Source organism: Streptomyces sp. GB4-14, assembly GCF_022696125.1.
GTDB lineage: Bacteria > Actinomycetota > Actinomycetes > Streptomycetales > Streptomycetaceae > Streptomyces > Streptomyces werraensis.
Genome location: NZ_RZHO01000002.1, coordinates 5,417,361 through 5,430,951, shown reverse-complemented (window position 1 = coordinate 5,430,951; position 13,591 = coordinate 5,417,361). Strand labels below are relative to the sequence as shown.

General features: G+C 70.1%; 8 protein-coding genes. 4 read left to right on the top strand and 4 right to left on the bottom strand.

Going from position 1 to position 13,591, the window contains the following annotated elements:
• Positions 1 to 53: 53 nt before the first annotated feature.
• The 4 genes from ELQ39_RS26010 to metH all read right to left on the bottom strand — a co-directional run bounded on the left by ELQ39_RS26010 (position 54) and on the right by metH (position 8,126).
• A complete protein-coding gene (locus ELQ39_RS26010; protein ID WP_242594238.1) occupies positions 54 to 1,640 on the bottom strand; it encodes an ABC transporter substrate-binding protein in 1,587 nt (528 codons plus the stop codon).
• 63 nt (positions 1,641 to 1,703) lie between these two features.
• On the bottom strand, positions 1,704 to 3,311 hold the full coding sequence (locus ELQ39_RS26005) for an ABC transporter substrate-binding protein (protein ID WP_190004092.1): 1,608 nt from the start codon (positions 3,309 to 3,311) through the stop codon (positions 1,704 to 1,706).
• A 448-nt stretch (positions 3,312 to 3,759) separates the two neighbouring features.
• Positions 3,760 to 4,461 (bottom strand): HAD family hydrolase, encoded by a 702-nt coding sequence (locus ELQ39_RS26000; RefSeq protein ID WP_190004091.1) that lies wholly within the window; start codon positions 4,459 to 4,461, stop codon positions 3,760 to 3,762.
• A 152-nt stretch (positions 4,462 to 4,613) separates the two neighbouring features.
• A complete protein-coding gene (metH, locus tag ELQ39_RS25995; protein ID WP_242594236.1) occupies positions 4,614 to 8,126 on the bottom strand; it encodes a methionine synthase in 3,513 nt (1,170 codons plus the stop codon).
• A gap of 299 nt (positions 8,127 to 8,425) precedes the next feature.
• On the opposite strand from metH, the gene ELQ39_RS25990 reads away from it, so the two are divergent.
• From ELQ39_RS25990 to ELQ39_RS25975, 4 genes are all read left to right on the top strand, one after another.
• Complete coding sequence (locus ELQ39_RS25990) at positions 8,426 to 9,190, top strand: IclR family transcriptional regulator (RefSeq protein ID WP_190004089.1); 765 nt, start codon at positions 8,426 to 8,428, stop codon at positions 9,188 to 9,190.
• Between the two features lie 340 nt (positions 9,191 to 9,530).
• Positions 9,531 to 10,325, top strand: a complete 795-nt coding sequence (locus tag ELQ39_RS25985; RefSeq protein WP_190004088.1) for an MIP/aquaporin family protein — start codon at positions 9,531 to 9,533, stop codon at positions 10,323 to 10,325.
• An 83-nt stretch (positions 10,326 to 10,408) separates the two neighbouring features.
• Positions 10,409 to 11,947, top strand: a complete 1,539-nt coding sequence (glpK, locus tag ELQ39_RS25980) for a glycerol kinase GlpK (protein ID WP_190004087.1) — start codon at positions 10,409 to 10,411, stop codon at positions 11,945 to 11,947.
• A 7-nt stretch (positions 11,948 to 11,954) separates the two neighbouring features.
• Positions 11,955 to 13,571, top strand: a complete 1,617-nt coding sequence (locus tag ELQ39_RS25975; protein WP_225627525.1) for a glycerol-3-phosphate dehydrogenase/oxidase — start codon at positions 11,955 to 11,957, stop codon at positions 13,569 to 13,571.
• Positions 13,572 to 13,591: the final 20 nt, after the last annotated feature.

Sequence of the window (13,591 nt, the reverse complement as noted above, 5' to 3'; positions counted from 1 at the left end):
GTGTGGGCGCCCTCCCGGCCGGGAGGGCGCCCCCACGTTCGTCTGTGCGGCGGTCAGCTGCTCTTGCTCAGCTCCCAGAACCGGAACACGGTGGACGCGTCCAGGCAGTACTCAAGACCGTAGACGCCGTCCTGGACGACCGCGTACTGCTTGCCCTGCCAGATGGGCAGCAGCGGGACGTCGTCGGCGACCTGGTCCTGGATCGCGCCGAACTCCTTGTCGGTGGCGCCGCGGTCGCTCTCGGCGGCGGTGCGCGGCAGGAGCGTCTCGGTGATCTCGCCCGGGTCGTAGTTGTTGGAGAGGACGTTGCCCTCGCCGAAGAACGGGGCGGTGAAGTTGTCGGCGTCCGGGTAGTCCGGCACCCAGCCCTTCACGTAGACGCCGTACTTGCCGGCGGCGACGTCCTTCTCGTACTGGGCGAACTCGACCGACTTCACGTCGGCGTCGAACAGGCCGCTGGCGTTGAGCTGCCTGGCGATCGCCTCGAGCTCCTGGTCGGTGGCCGGGCCGTAACGGTCCGGGGTGGACCAGAGGGTCAGCTCCACCTTCCCGGTGATGCCCTCCTCCTCCAGCGCGGCCTTGGCCTTGGCCTTGGAGGGGCGGGCGCCGTAGGTGTCGAAGAAGGCGGTGTTGTGGCCGGCGACACCGGCCGGGATGATCGAGTACAGCGGCGTGGCGGTGCCCTCGTACACGTCGTGCATCAGGGCGTCGCGGTCGATCAGGTACGCCATGGCCTTGCGCACACCGAGCCGGCCGGCGACCGGGTCGTCCATGTTGAAGACCAGGTGCTGCACCTCGGCGCTGCTGCCCTCGACGACCTCGATGCCGCCGTTTCCGCGGTCGGCCTCTTCGATCTCGTTGATGGCCCGGGCGGTGAGACCGCGGTAGGCGATGTCGACCTCGCCCTTCTCCAGGGCCTTCTTCAGACCGTCCTGGTCGCCGTGGAAGAACTGCAGCGTCACGCCGTCGTTCTGCGGCTCTGCCGAGCCGCTGTAGTGCTCGTTGACGGAGAACACGGCCTTGTCGTCGTCGAACGAGTCCAGCTTGTACGGACCGGAGCCGACCGCCTTGCCGTCCTCACGCAGGCCGTTCGCGTCGTACTCGCGGTGGTTGACGATGGCGCCGGCACCGGAGGCGATCTTGCTGGGGAAGGTGGCGTCGGCCGTGTTCAGCCGGAAGACGACCGTCTTCTCGTCCGGCGTCTCCACCTGCTCCAGGGTCGGGAACATGACCGCGGGACCGTCGGGGTCGTCGATCTTCAGCATGCGGTCGAAGGAGAACTTCACGTCCTTCGAGGTGAGCGGGTCACCGTTGCTGAACTTCAGTCCCTCCCGCAGCGTGCAGGTGTAGACCCGGGTGGCGGTGTCGGTGAACGCGCAGCTCTTCGCGGCGTCCGGCTGCGGCTCGGTGCCGCCCTTGGGGAAGCCGAGCAGCGACTGGAACACGTTGTTGAACAGCAGCCAGGAACCGGGGTCGTATCCGGAGGCGGGGTCGGTGGCCAGGACGTCGTCGGACATGCCGACGACAATCCTGGAGCCGTTCGACGCCGCGTCCCCGCCCTCGGAGCCGCAGCCGGCCAGCAGGCCGGTGGCCAGCACGGCCACGAGGGGCAGTGCCGGCCACTGGGTGCGCAGTTTCACGAGCGATGCCTTGTCGTTTCCGTGGGTCCGGGCCGAGCCACCGGATCCCGGCGTGCAGATTCGTCAGCCGCTGACGCCGCGTCCGAGCTCCCACAGCTGGAGCGTGGAGGAGGAGTTGAGCGCGTAGGCGGTGCCGGTGATGTCGTCGCGGGCCGCGAGGTACTGCTTGCCCTGCCACAGCGGCAGCACGGGGACCTCGTCGGCGACGATCTCCTGAATCTTCGTGAAGGCCTTCGAGGCGTTGAGGCGGTCGGCCTGGCGGCGAGACTCGGGGATCAGGTCCTTGCGGACATCGGTGTTGACGTAGGGCGAGTTGAGGAAGTTGTCCTCGTCGAGGAAGGGCGCGACGAAGGCGTCGGCGTCCGGGTAGTCCGGGAACCAGCCCATGCCGTAGACGTCGTACTTGCCCTTCTGGCCGGCCGGGCGGAACTTGTCCCAGGAGGTGCCCTCGATGTCCGTCCGGAACAGGCCGCTGTCGTTGAGCTGCTTGCTGAGCTGCTCGAACTCCGCCTTGGTGGCGGGACCGTAGTGGTCGGTCGTGTAGTGCAGTGTGAGCTTCACCGGCGTGTCGACGCCGGCCTCCTCGAGCAGCTCGCGGGCCTTGCCCACGTTCGGGTCGCCGTACTTGTTGAAGAACGCGTTGGAGTGGCCGGTGACGCCGGCGGGCACCAGCGAGAACAGCGGCTCGGCCTGGCTGCCGTAGACCTTGCCGACGAGCTCGTCGCGGTTGATCACCTGGGCCATCGCCTGACGGACGGCCTTGTCCTTCACCGACTCGGCCTTGGTGTTGAAGGCCAGGTAGCGGATCTCCAGACCCGGGGACTCCACCAGTTCGACGTCGCCGTCGGTGGCGTTGGCCAGCTCCTGGATCTGCTCCGGCGACATGCTGCGGGTCATGACGTCGATCTCGCCGTCCTTCAGCGCGTCCCCCATGGACTCGGCGCTGTCGTAGGCGGCCAGCTCGACCTTGTCGTTGTTGACCTGGAGGACGCCCTTGTACGAGGGGTTCTTGGTGAAGGTGGCGCGGACCAGGGCGCCGTCCTTTACCTCGGTCTCCATGGTGTACGGACCGGAGCCGTCGACCTCGAAGCCCTCGCGCAGCTTGTCCTTGGCGTAGTCGTCCTTGTTGACGATGCCCGCGACCGGGGTGGACAGCTTGTACGGGAAGGTCGCGTCGGCCGCCTTGAGGTGGAAGATCACCTCGCGGTCGCCCTGCGTCTCGATCGTGTCGATGGTGGACAGCAGGGCGAAGACACCGCTGTCGCCCTTGAGGGAGAGGGCGCGGTCGATGGAGTACTTCACGTCCTGCGCGGTGATCGGGTCTCCGTTAGAGAACTGGAGGCCGTCGCGCAGGGTGCAGGTGTAGCGCTCGTTGCCGGCGTCGGTGAAGCCGCAGGACTCGGCCGCCTCGGGCACGGGCTCGCCGTCGCCCCGGGGCTGGACCATGAGGGTCTGGACGGTCTGCCGCAGGATGTTCCAGGTGCCGACGTCGTAGGCCCAGGCGGGGTCGAGGGGGGCGAGCCCTTCCTCCTCGGATGCGGTGAACCGGTCCGTGGTGCCCACGACGATCGCGTCGCCGTCGCCGCTGCCGCTCTCGGTGTCGCCACAGGCGGCGAGCACCGGCGCGAGCAGGCCCATCGCGGCCGCCAGCACCAAAGTCTTGCGGTTCATGCTCGAGTTTCTCCAGGACGTCGTCGTCTCCGCGCCGTCCGCGCGTGCAGGGGTCGGCACGGCGGCGAGCAGGGAGGGGTGCGGTTCTCGCGACGACATTAGTCCGCGTCCGCAGGAGGGTTCGCAGCCCCCGGAGTTGGGGCCCCATCACGCAGCGGAACCAGGTGTGAACGGACCGACAGGGATGACCGGGGAAGGATTGGTGCAGCGTCCCACCAATCAGGACACATGGGCGCGCCTGTGATCTCCCCAATAGGGCGGGATGCACGCCCGGACATCGTTGTCGGCCCGTGTGAATGTGGTGAACGTCACGTGTGAAAGAGGGCTCGACGGCCATGCAGATTCGGCCACCGGCGGCCGGAACGCATGCGGACGGCTCGGACGTGACGGCCCCTGGACGGAGCGCCGCGCATGCCGGTTCCGGCGGCGGTGCACACCGCGTGAGCGGTCAGCGCAGGTCCGTCATCAGACCGCGCAGGAACGGCAGGTCCACGACGTCCAGCGACGGGACGACCGTGCGCCGGGCGGCCGGGGTGATCGGGCCCACGGAGGGCACCGCGACCACCTGGCAGCCGGCGGCCTCGGCGGCGGTGACGCCGGTAACGGTGTCCTCGACGACCGCGCAGCGCACCGGGTCGGCGCCGAGGCCGGCGGCCGCCGCGAGGTAGGGGTCGGGGTGCGGCTTGGTGCGCGGCACCTCGTCACCGGCGACGGACAGGGCGAAGTACTCGGCGCCCAGGACGGGCAGCACCCGGTCGATGATGCGCCGGTGGGAGGCGGAGACGAGCGCTGTCGGGATCTCGTGCTCGGCCAGCTCGGCGAGCAGCCGCGCGGCGCCGGGCATCAGCGGCAGCGTGTGGTCGATGCGGCTCTCGAAGGCGTCGTTGAGCAGGACCGTGAGCTCGTCGAGGCCGATGTCGGCCCCGGTCGCCTCGATCAGGAAGCCCGCGCTCCGGGTCATGGGGCCGCCGACCACGATGTGGCGCCAGGCGTCGTCGAGGGTGTGCCCGAGGGACGCGAAGACCTCGGTCTCGACGTCCCACCAGAAGCCCTCGGTGTCCACCAGGGTGCCGTCCATGTCGAGGAGCACGGCCTGGAGGGCCGAGCCTTCGGCCGTAAGGGTTCCGAGCGCGGGGACCGTACTGGTCATCCACATACCTCCTAAAGGGACGATCAGGCCGGTTCCCACGAAGGGAACCGGCCTGCGGTGGACCGACCAGTGTACGTCGTGCGCGCCGGAAGTGCCTGGTGCGGCCGCCGGGGCGGCGGCCGCACGGGCCCGGCGGGCGTCGCCGGACCGGCTCAGCGGGCGTTGAAGTACTTCGCCTCCGGGTGATGGATCACGATGGCGTCGGTGGACTGCTCGGGGTGCAGCTGGAACTCCTCCGAGAGCTGCACGCCGATGCGTCCCGGCTCCAGCAGGTCCGCGATCTTCGCGCGGTCCTCCAGGTCGGGGCAGGCGCCGTACCCGAGGGAGAAGCGGGCGCCCCGGTACTTCAGGGCGAACATGTCCTCCATGGCGTCGGGGTCCTCGCCGGCGAAGCCGAGCTCGGAGCGGACGCGGGCGTGCCAGTACTCGGCGAGTGCCTCGGCGAGCTGGACGGACAGGCCGTGCAGCTCCAGGTACTCGCGGTAGGCGTCGGCCTCGAAGAGCCGGGCGGTCTCCTCGCCGATGCGGGACCCGACGGTGACGACCTGAAGTCCGACGACGTCCTTCTCGCCGGACTCCTCCGGGCGGAAGAAGTCGGCCAGGCACAGCCGGCGGCCGCGGCGCTGGCGCGGGAAGGTGAAGCGGGTGCGCTCGTTGCCGTCCTCGTCCAGGATGATCAGGTCGTCGTCCTTGGAGACGCAGGGGAAGTAGCCGTAGACCACGGCCGCCTCCAGCAGGTTCTCCGTCTGCAGCCGGTCCAGCAGACCGCGCAGCCGCGGCCGGCCCTCGGTCTCCACCAGCTCCTCGTACGTGGGGCCGTCGCCGGCGCGGGCCTGCTTCAGGCCCCACTGGCCCTTGAACAGCGCGCCCTCGTCGAGCCAGGAGGCGTACTCCTTGAGCTGGATGCCCTTGACGACGCGGGTGCCCCAGAACGGCGGCTCCGGGACCGGGTTGTCGGTGGCGACGTCGGAGCGGACGCTGCCCTCCTCGGGACGCTCCTCGACCTCCACGGTTGCCGCGCGCACCCGCCGCTGCTTCAGCTCCGGCAGCTTCGCCCCCGGCACCCCGCGCTTGATGCCGATCAGCGCGTCCATCAGCCGCAGGCCCTCGAACGCGTCACGGGCGTAGCGGACCTCGCCCTGGTAGATCTCGTGCAGGTCCTGTTCGACGTAGGCGCGGGTGAGGGCGGCGCCGCCCAGGATGACCGGGTAGTCGGCGGCCAGACCCCGCTGGTTGAGCTCCTCCAGGTTCTCCTTCATGATCACCGTGGACTTGACCAGCAGACCCGACATGCCGATCACGTCGGCCTTGTGCTCGTCCGCGGCCTCCAGGATCGCCGAGACCGGCTGCTTGATGCCGAGGTTGACCACGTTGTAGCCGTTGTTCGACAGGATGATGTCGACCAGGTTCTTGCCGATGTCGTGCACGTCCCCGCGCACCGTGGCCAGCACGATCGTGCCCTTGCCGGCCTCGTCGGTCTTCTCCATGTGCGGCTCCAGATGAGCCACCGCGGTCTTCATCACCTCGGCGGACTGCAGCACGAACGGCAGCTGCATCTGCCCCGACCCGAACAGCTCGCCGACCACCTTCATGCCGTCCAGCAGGGTGTCGTTGACGATGTCCAGCGCCTTGCGGGTCCGGAGCGCCTCGTCGAGGTCGGCCTCCAGGCCGTTGCGCTCGCCGTCGATGATGCGGCGCTTGAGCCGCTCGTCCAGCGGCAGCGCGGCCAGCTCCTCGGCCTTGCCCGCCTTCAGCGACTTCGCCGTGGCGCCCTCGAACAGCTGCATGAGCTTCTGCAGCGGGTCGTAGCCCTCCGCACGCCGGTCGTAGATCAGGTCGAGGGCGGTCTGCACTTCCTCCTCGCTGAACCGGGCGATCGGGAGGATCTTCGACGCGTGCACGATCGCCGAGTCCAGGCCCGCCTTCACGCACTCGTCGAGGAAGACACTGTTCAGCAGGATGCGGGCGGCCGGGTTCAGGCCGAAGGAGATGTTCGACAGGCCCAGGGTGGTCTGCACGTCCGGATGACGGCGCTTCAGCTCACGGATGCCCTCGATCGTGGCGATGCCGTCCTTGCGGGACTCCTCCTGGCCGGTGCAGATCGTGAACGTCAGACAGTCCACGAGGATGTCCTCCTCGCGGATGCCCCAGTTCCCGGTCAGATCCGCGATCAGGCGCTCGGCGATCTCGACCTTCTTCTCCGCCGTGCGCGCCTGGCCCTCCTCGTCGATGGTCAGCGCGATCAGCGCCGCACCGTGCTCCCGCGCCAGCTCCGTCACCCGGGCGAAGCGCGACTCGGGGCCGTCGCCGTCCTCGTAGTTCACCGAGTTGATCACCGCGCGGCCGCCGAGCTTCTCCAGCCCGGCGCGGATCACGTCGACCTCGGTGGAGTCCAGCACGATCGGCAGCGTCGAGGCGGTCGCGAACCGGCCCGCCAGCTCCCGCATGTCCGCCACACCGTCACGGCCGACGTAGTCGACGCACAGGTCCAGCATGTGCGCGCCCTCGCGGATCTGCTCCCGCGCCATCTCCACGCAGTCGTCCCAGCGGCCCTCCAGCATGGCCTCGCGGAACTTCTTCGACCCGTTGGCGTTGGTGCGCTCACCGATCGCCAGGTAGGAGGTGTCCTGCCGGAACGGCACGCTCTGGTAGAGGGACGCCGCACCCGGCTCGGGCCGCGGGTCGCGCTCCACCGGGGCCAGCTCCCGCACCCGCTCGACCAGCCGGCGCAGATGCTCCGGTGTGGTGCCGCAGCAGCCGCCCACCAGCGACAGCCCGTACTCCCGCACGAACGTCTCCTGCGCGTCCGCCAGCTCCGGAGCGGTCAGCGGGTAGTGGGCGCCGTCCTTGGTCAGCTCGGGCAGGCCGGCGTTCGGCATGCACGACAGCGGGACGCGGGAGTGGCGCGCCAGGTAGCGCAGGTGCTCGCTCATCTCGGCGGGGCCGGTCGCACAGTTCAGGCCGACCATGTCGATGCCCAGCGGCTCCAGCGCGGTCAGCGCCGCGCCGATCTCCGAGCCGAGCAGCATCGTGCCGGTGGTCTCCACCGTCACCGACACGATCAGCGGCACCTCGAGGCCGACGGCCTGCATGGCGCGGCGGGCGGCGATGACGGACGCCTTGGTCTGCAGCAGGTCCTGCGTCGTCTCCACGAGCAGCGCGTCGGCGCCGCCGGCGAGCAGGCCCTCCGCGTTCTGCTGGTAGGCGTCGCGGATGGCGCCGAACGTGGTGTGGCCGAGGGTGGGCAGCTTGGTGCCCGGGCCCATGGAGCCCAGCACCCAGCGTGGCCGGCCGTCGCGGGCGGTGAACTCGTCGGCCGTCTCGCGGGCGATGCGGGCGCCCGCCTCGGAGAGTTCGAGCACGCGCTCGGGGATGTCGTATTCGCCCAATGCGGTGAGGTTGGCGCCGAACGTGTTGGTCTCGACGCAGTCGACGCCCGCGTCGAAGTACTCGGAATGGACCGAACGGACGATGTCGGGGCGGGTCAGGTTCAGGATCTCGTTGCAGCCCTCGAGGTTCTGGAAGTCCTCGAGAGTGGGGTCCTGGGCCTGGAGCATCGTGCCCATCGCTCCGTCGGCGACCACCACACGGGTGGCCAGGGCCTCACGGAGCGCGGACACACGGGTCCGGCTGTCGGCGGAAGGGGTCAGCGGCAACGAGGCCATGAAAGGGGCTCCCTCAGGTGCGACGGCTGTCGGCTTTGCGGCTGCCCGGAAAAGTCACCTGTTCGAGCTTCCCCGGCAGGGCGCACGCCGTCAGGGTATCCGGGACCGCCCCCTGGCGTCGGGCGCGTCCACGGGCCGGACGAAGATGGCCGACGGGCGACGGTCGGGGCGGGAGAGACGCGACCGAACATGACCGACCATTAGCGAAGGGTCGGCATCGACCGGTAGTGTTCGGCATTGCCGAACAGCGGCAGCGACGTCGCGAGTCGGCGCTCGAAGGGGACGGAGGCAGTACGGCGATGGCACGGAACATCCAGTCGCTCGAACGGGCGGCAGCGATGCTGCGCCTGCTCGCGGGCGGCGAGCGACGGCTCGGCCTCTCGGACATCGCCTCCTCGCTGGGCCTCGCCAAGGGCACCGCCCACGGCATCCTGCGCACCCTCCAGCAGGAGGGGTTCGTCGAGCAGGACGAGGCCTCCGGCCGCTACCAGCTGGGCGCGGAGCTGCTGCGCCTGGGCACCACCTATCTGGACGTCCACGAGCTGCGGGCCCGCGCCCTGGTGTGGACGGACGACCTGGCCCGCTCCAGCGGGGAGAGCGTCTACCTGGGGGTGCTGCACCAGCAGGGCGTGCTGATCGTGCACCACGTCTTCCGGCCCGACGACAGCCGGCAGGTGCTGGAGATCGGCGCCATGCAGCCGCTGCACTCCACGGCTCTGGGCAAGGTGCTGTCGGCCTACGACCCGGTGGCGCACAGCGAGGCCCTGGAGGCCGACCGCAAGGCGTTCACCGACCGCACGGTGTGCGACGTCGAGGCCTTCGAGGAGATCCTCGACCTCACCCGCGCGCGGGGCTACGCGGCGGACGTGGAGGAGACCTGGGAGGGCGTGGCCTCGCTGGCCGCGCCCATCCACGACCGGCGGCGCATGCCGGTCGGGGCGGTCGGCATCACGGGCGCGGTGGAGCGGCTGCGCAAGGACGGCGAGCTGCGGTCCGAGCTGATCGCGGCGGTGCGGGACTGCGCCCGCGCGGTGTCGCGGGACCTTGGCGCCGGACGCTTCTGAGCGGGCCGGCCGCGCGCCGGACACCGGACGACACAGCACCCGGACGCCTGAGGGCGGACCGGGGCACACGCATGCGCCCGTACGGAGAAGGGCAGCGATCGGTCCGAGGGGCAGGTACGGCGATCAGTAACGATCGCGCTTTCGACAACCGAGACTCTTGACGCATCTCCGGTGCCGGGCAAGACTCCCGTCCATCGGTCGGCATTGTCGAACACCTACCGGCAATACGCGCTAGAGTGGGACAACGCCAAGGGCCGGCAACGCTCTCACCCCTGAGGGCGCCAATCCCCGGAGGGACCCGGGGGTCGGCATCCCTGGACGAAGGACAAAGGAGTCGCGGGTGTCCAGCTCCGACATCTTCATCGGCGAGACCATCGGTACCGCCATACTCATCCTGCTCGGCGGCGGTGTGTGCGCCGCCGTGACGCTCAAGGCCTCCAAGGCCCGTAACGCCGGCTGGCTCGCCATCGCCTTCGGCTGGGGCTTCGCCGTCATGACGGCGGTCTACATATCGGGGCCGCTCTCCGGCGCCCACCTGAACCCGGCCGTGACCCTCGCGCTCGCCATCAAGGACGGCGAGTGGGCCAACGTTCCGACCTACTTCGCCGCGCAGATCCTCGGCGCGATGATCGGCGCCACACTGGTGTGGCTCGCCTACTACGGCCAGTTCCACGCCCACCTCACCGACAAGGAGATCGTGGGCGGACCGGGCGCCCAGACGACGTCCGCCAAGGCCGTCGAGGCGCAGGAGAAGGGCGCCGGCCCGGTGCTCGGCGTCTTCTCCACGGGTCCGGAGATCCGGAACACGGTGCAGAACCTCACCACGGAGATCATCGGCACCTTCGTGCTGCTGCTCGCCGTCCTCACGCAGGGCCTGAACGACGCGGGCAACGGCCTCGGCATCCTCGGCGGTCTGGTCACCGCGCTCGTGGTGGTCTCGATCGGCCTGTCGCTGGGCGGCCCGACGGGGTACGCCATCAACCCCGCCCGTGACCTCGGCCCCCGTATCGTCCACGCCCTGCTGCCGCTGCCCAACAAGGGCGGCTCCGACTGGTCGTACGCCTGGGTCCCGGTGGTCGGTCCGCTGATCGGCGGCGCCATCGCGGCCGGCGTCTACAACGTCGCCTTCGCGTAGACGACCTCACCGGCTTCGACCGCGATCGTTGTAGAAGCGCCGTACCCACTGCCCCGTAACCAAGGAACTCCCAGGAGCACACCGTGACCGACGCCCACACCGCCGGCCCGTTCATCGCCGCGATCGACCAGGGCACCACCTCTTCCCGCTGCATCGTCTTCGACCGCGACGGGCGCATCGTCTCCGTCGACCAGAAGGAGCACGAGCAGATCTTCCCCAAGCCCGGCTGGGTGGAGCACGACGCCACCGAGATCTGGACGAACGTCCAGGAAGTGGTCGCCGGCGCCGTCGCCAAGGCCGGCATCACCCGGGACGACATCAAGGCCATCGGCATCACCAACCAGCGCGAGACCACCGTGCTGTGGGACAGGAACACCGGTGAGCCGGTCCACAACGCGATCGTCTGGCAGGACACCCGTACCGACGCCCTCTGCCGTGAGCTGGGCCGCAACGTCGGCCAGGACCGCTTCCGCCGCGAGACCGGCCTCCCCCTGGCCTCCTACTTCGCCGGTCCCAAGGCGCGCTGGCTGCTCGACAACGTCGAGGGGCTGAAGGAGCGTGCGGAGGCGGGCGACATTCTTTTCGGCACCATGGACACATGGGTCATCTGGAACCTCACGGGCGGAACGGACGGCGGTCGCCACGTCACCGACGTCACCAACGCCTCCCGCACCATGCTGATGAACCTGCACACCATGCAGTGGGACACGAGGATCGCCGAGTCGATCGGCGTCCCGACGCAGATGCTGCCGGAGATCCGCTCCTCCGCCGAGGTCTACGGCGAGATCAAGGGCGGCAAGCTGGGCGACCTGCTCGGCGGCATTCCGGTCGCCTCGGCGCTCGGCGACCAGCAGGCGGCGCTGTTCGGCCAGACCTGCTTCGCCGAGGGCGAGACCAAGTCGACCTACGGCACCGGCACCTTCATGGTGATGAACACCGGCGACAAGATCATCAACTCGTACAGCGGCCTGCTGACCACGGTCGGCTACCAGATCGGCGACCAGAAGCCGGTCTACGCCCTGGAGGGCTCGATCGCCGTCACCGGTTCGCTGGTGCAGTGGATGCGCGACCAGATGGGCCTGATCTCCACCGCCGCGGAGATCGAGACCCTGGCGCTGTCCGTCGAGGACAACGGCGGCGCCTACTTCGTGCCGGCCTTCTCCGGCCTGTTCGCCCCGTACTGGCGCTCCGACGCCCGCGGTGTGATCGCCGGCCTCACCCGGTACGTGACCAAGGCGCACCTCGCGCGCGCCGTCCTGGAGGCCACCGCCTGGCAGACGCGGGAGATCGCCGACGCCATGACGAAGGACTCCGGCGTGGAGCTCGCCGCTCTCAAGGTCGACGGCGGCATGACCTCCAACAACCTGCTGATGCAGACCCTCGCCGACTTCGTGGACGCCCCCGTGGTGCGCCCGATGGTCGCCGAGACCACCTGCCTCGGCGCCGCCTACGCCGCCGGCCTGGCCGTCGGCTTCTGGAACAGCACCGACGACCTGCGCGCCAACTGGCGCAGGGCCGCCGAGTGGACCCCCCGCATGGACGCGGACACCCGCGACCGTGAGTACAAGAGCTGGCTCAAGGCCGTCGAGCGGACCATGGGCTGGCTCGAGGACGAGGAGTAGAACCGCCATGACCACCCAAGCCACCCCGCAGTCCGTACCTGCCCTGGGGACGCACCCGGCCTCCGGCCCGAACCCGAGCCGTGCCGAGACCCGGGAGCAGCTTTCCAAGGCGTCGTACGACCTCCTCGTCATCGGCGGCGGCATCCTGGGCATCTCCACCGCCTGGCACGCCGCGCAGTCCGGTCTCAGGGTGGCTCTGGTGGACGCCGGTGACTTCGCCGGAGCCACCTCCTCCGCCTCCTCCAAGCTGCTCCACGGCGGTCTGCGCTACCTGCAGACCGGCGCGGTGAAGCTGGTGGCGGAGAACCACTTCGAGCGCCGTGCGGTCTCCCGTCAGGTGGCCCCCCACCTGTCGAACCCGCTCACGTTCTACCTCCCCGTGTACAAGGGCGGGCCGCACGGCGCGGCGAAGCTCGGGGCAGGCGTCTTCGCCTACTCGGCGCTGTCGGCCTTCGGCGACGGCGTGGGTCACCTGCTGTCGCCGGCGAAGGCCGCGCAGGACGTGCCGGAGCTGCGCACCGAGAACCTCAAGGCCGTGGCCGTGTACGGCGACGACCAGATGAACGACGCGCGCATGGCCCTCATGACGGTCCGCGCGGCCGCCGAGTCGGGCGCGGTCGTCCTCAACCACGCCGAGGTGACCGGCCTGCGCTTCACCAAGGGCCGGGTCACCGGCGCCGAGCTGCGCGACCGCCTCTCCGGCGACGAGTTCGGCGTCAACGCCCGGCTGGTGCTCAACGCCACCGGCCCGTGGGTGGACCACCTGCGCCGCATGGAGGACCCGGCCGCGGCCCCGTCGATCCGCCTGTCGAAGGGCGCGCACCTGGTCCTGAAGCGGACCTCCCCGTGGAAGGCCGCGCTGGCCACGCCGATCGACAAGTACCGGATCACCTTCGCCCTCCCCTGGGAGGACATGCTGCTGCTCGGCACCACCGACGAGGAGTACGAGGGCGACCCGGCGGACGTCGCGGTGAACGAGAAGGACATCGCGCAGATACTCGACGAGGCCGCCTTCTCCATCCGCGACCAGCAGCTCGACCGTGACCTGATCACGTACTCCTTCGCCGGCCTGCGGGTGCTGCCTGGCGGCCCCGGTGACACGGCCAAGGCCAAGCGGGAGACCGTGGTCACCGAGGGCAAGGGCGGGATGCTGTCCGTCGCCGGCGGCAAGTGGACCACGTTCCGGCACATCGGCCGTACGGTGATGCGCAAGCTGCAGGAGCTGCCCGGCCACCCGCTGGGCGAGGACTTCGAGCCGGTCGGCGCGCTGCCGAAGAAGCTGCCGCTGCCCGGCGTGGCCAACCCGCGCGCCGTCGCCCACCGCCTGCTGGTGGACGGCCCGGCGCCCGGCCCGCGCATGGCGGCCGACACCGCACGTCACCTGGCCACCCACTACGGGTCGCTGGCCTTCGACATCGCCCGCCTGGCGAACGAGGACCCGGCGCTGGCCCGTCGTGTCCACCCGGACGCCCCGGAGATCTGGGCGCAGGTCGTGTGGGCCCGGGACCACGAGTGGGCCGAGACGGCGGACGACGTGCTGCGCCGCCGCACCACCCTGACCATCCGCGGCCTGGCCACGGACGAGGTACGGGCGGACGTGCAGGAGCTGCTCGACAGGAAGTGACCGCGCCCGCGCCGGCTCCC

Excerpts from the sequence above, each read along its gene's own strand:
- ELQ39_RS25990 (WP_190004089.1), top strand. The coding sequence starts at position 8,426 with ATGGCACGGAACATCCAGTCGCTCGAACGGGCGGCAGCGATGCTGCGC.
- metH (WP_242594236.1), bottom strand. The coding sequence starts at position 8,126 with ATGGCCTCGTTGCCGCTGACCCCTTCCGCCGACAGCCGGACCCGTGTG.
- ELQ39_RS26005 (WP_190004092.1), bottom strand. The coding sequence starts at position 3,311 with ATGAACCGCAAGACTTTGGTGCTGGCGGCCGCGATGGGCCTGCTCGCG.
- ELQ39_RS26000 (WP_190004091.1), bottom strand. The coding sequence starts at position 4,461 with ATGACCAGTACGGTCCCCGCGCTCGGAACCCTTACGGCCGAAGGCTCG.
- ELQ39_RS25975 (WP_225627525.1), top strand. The coding sequence starts at position 11,955 with ATGACCACCCAAGCCACCCCGCAGTCCGTACCTGCCCTGGGGACGCAC.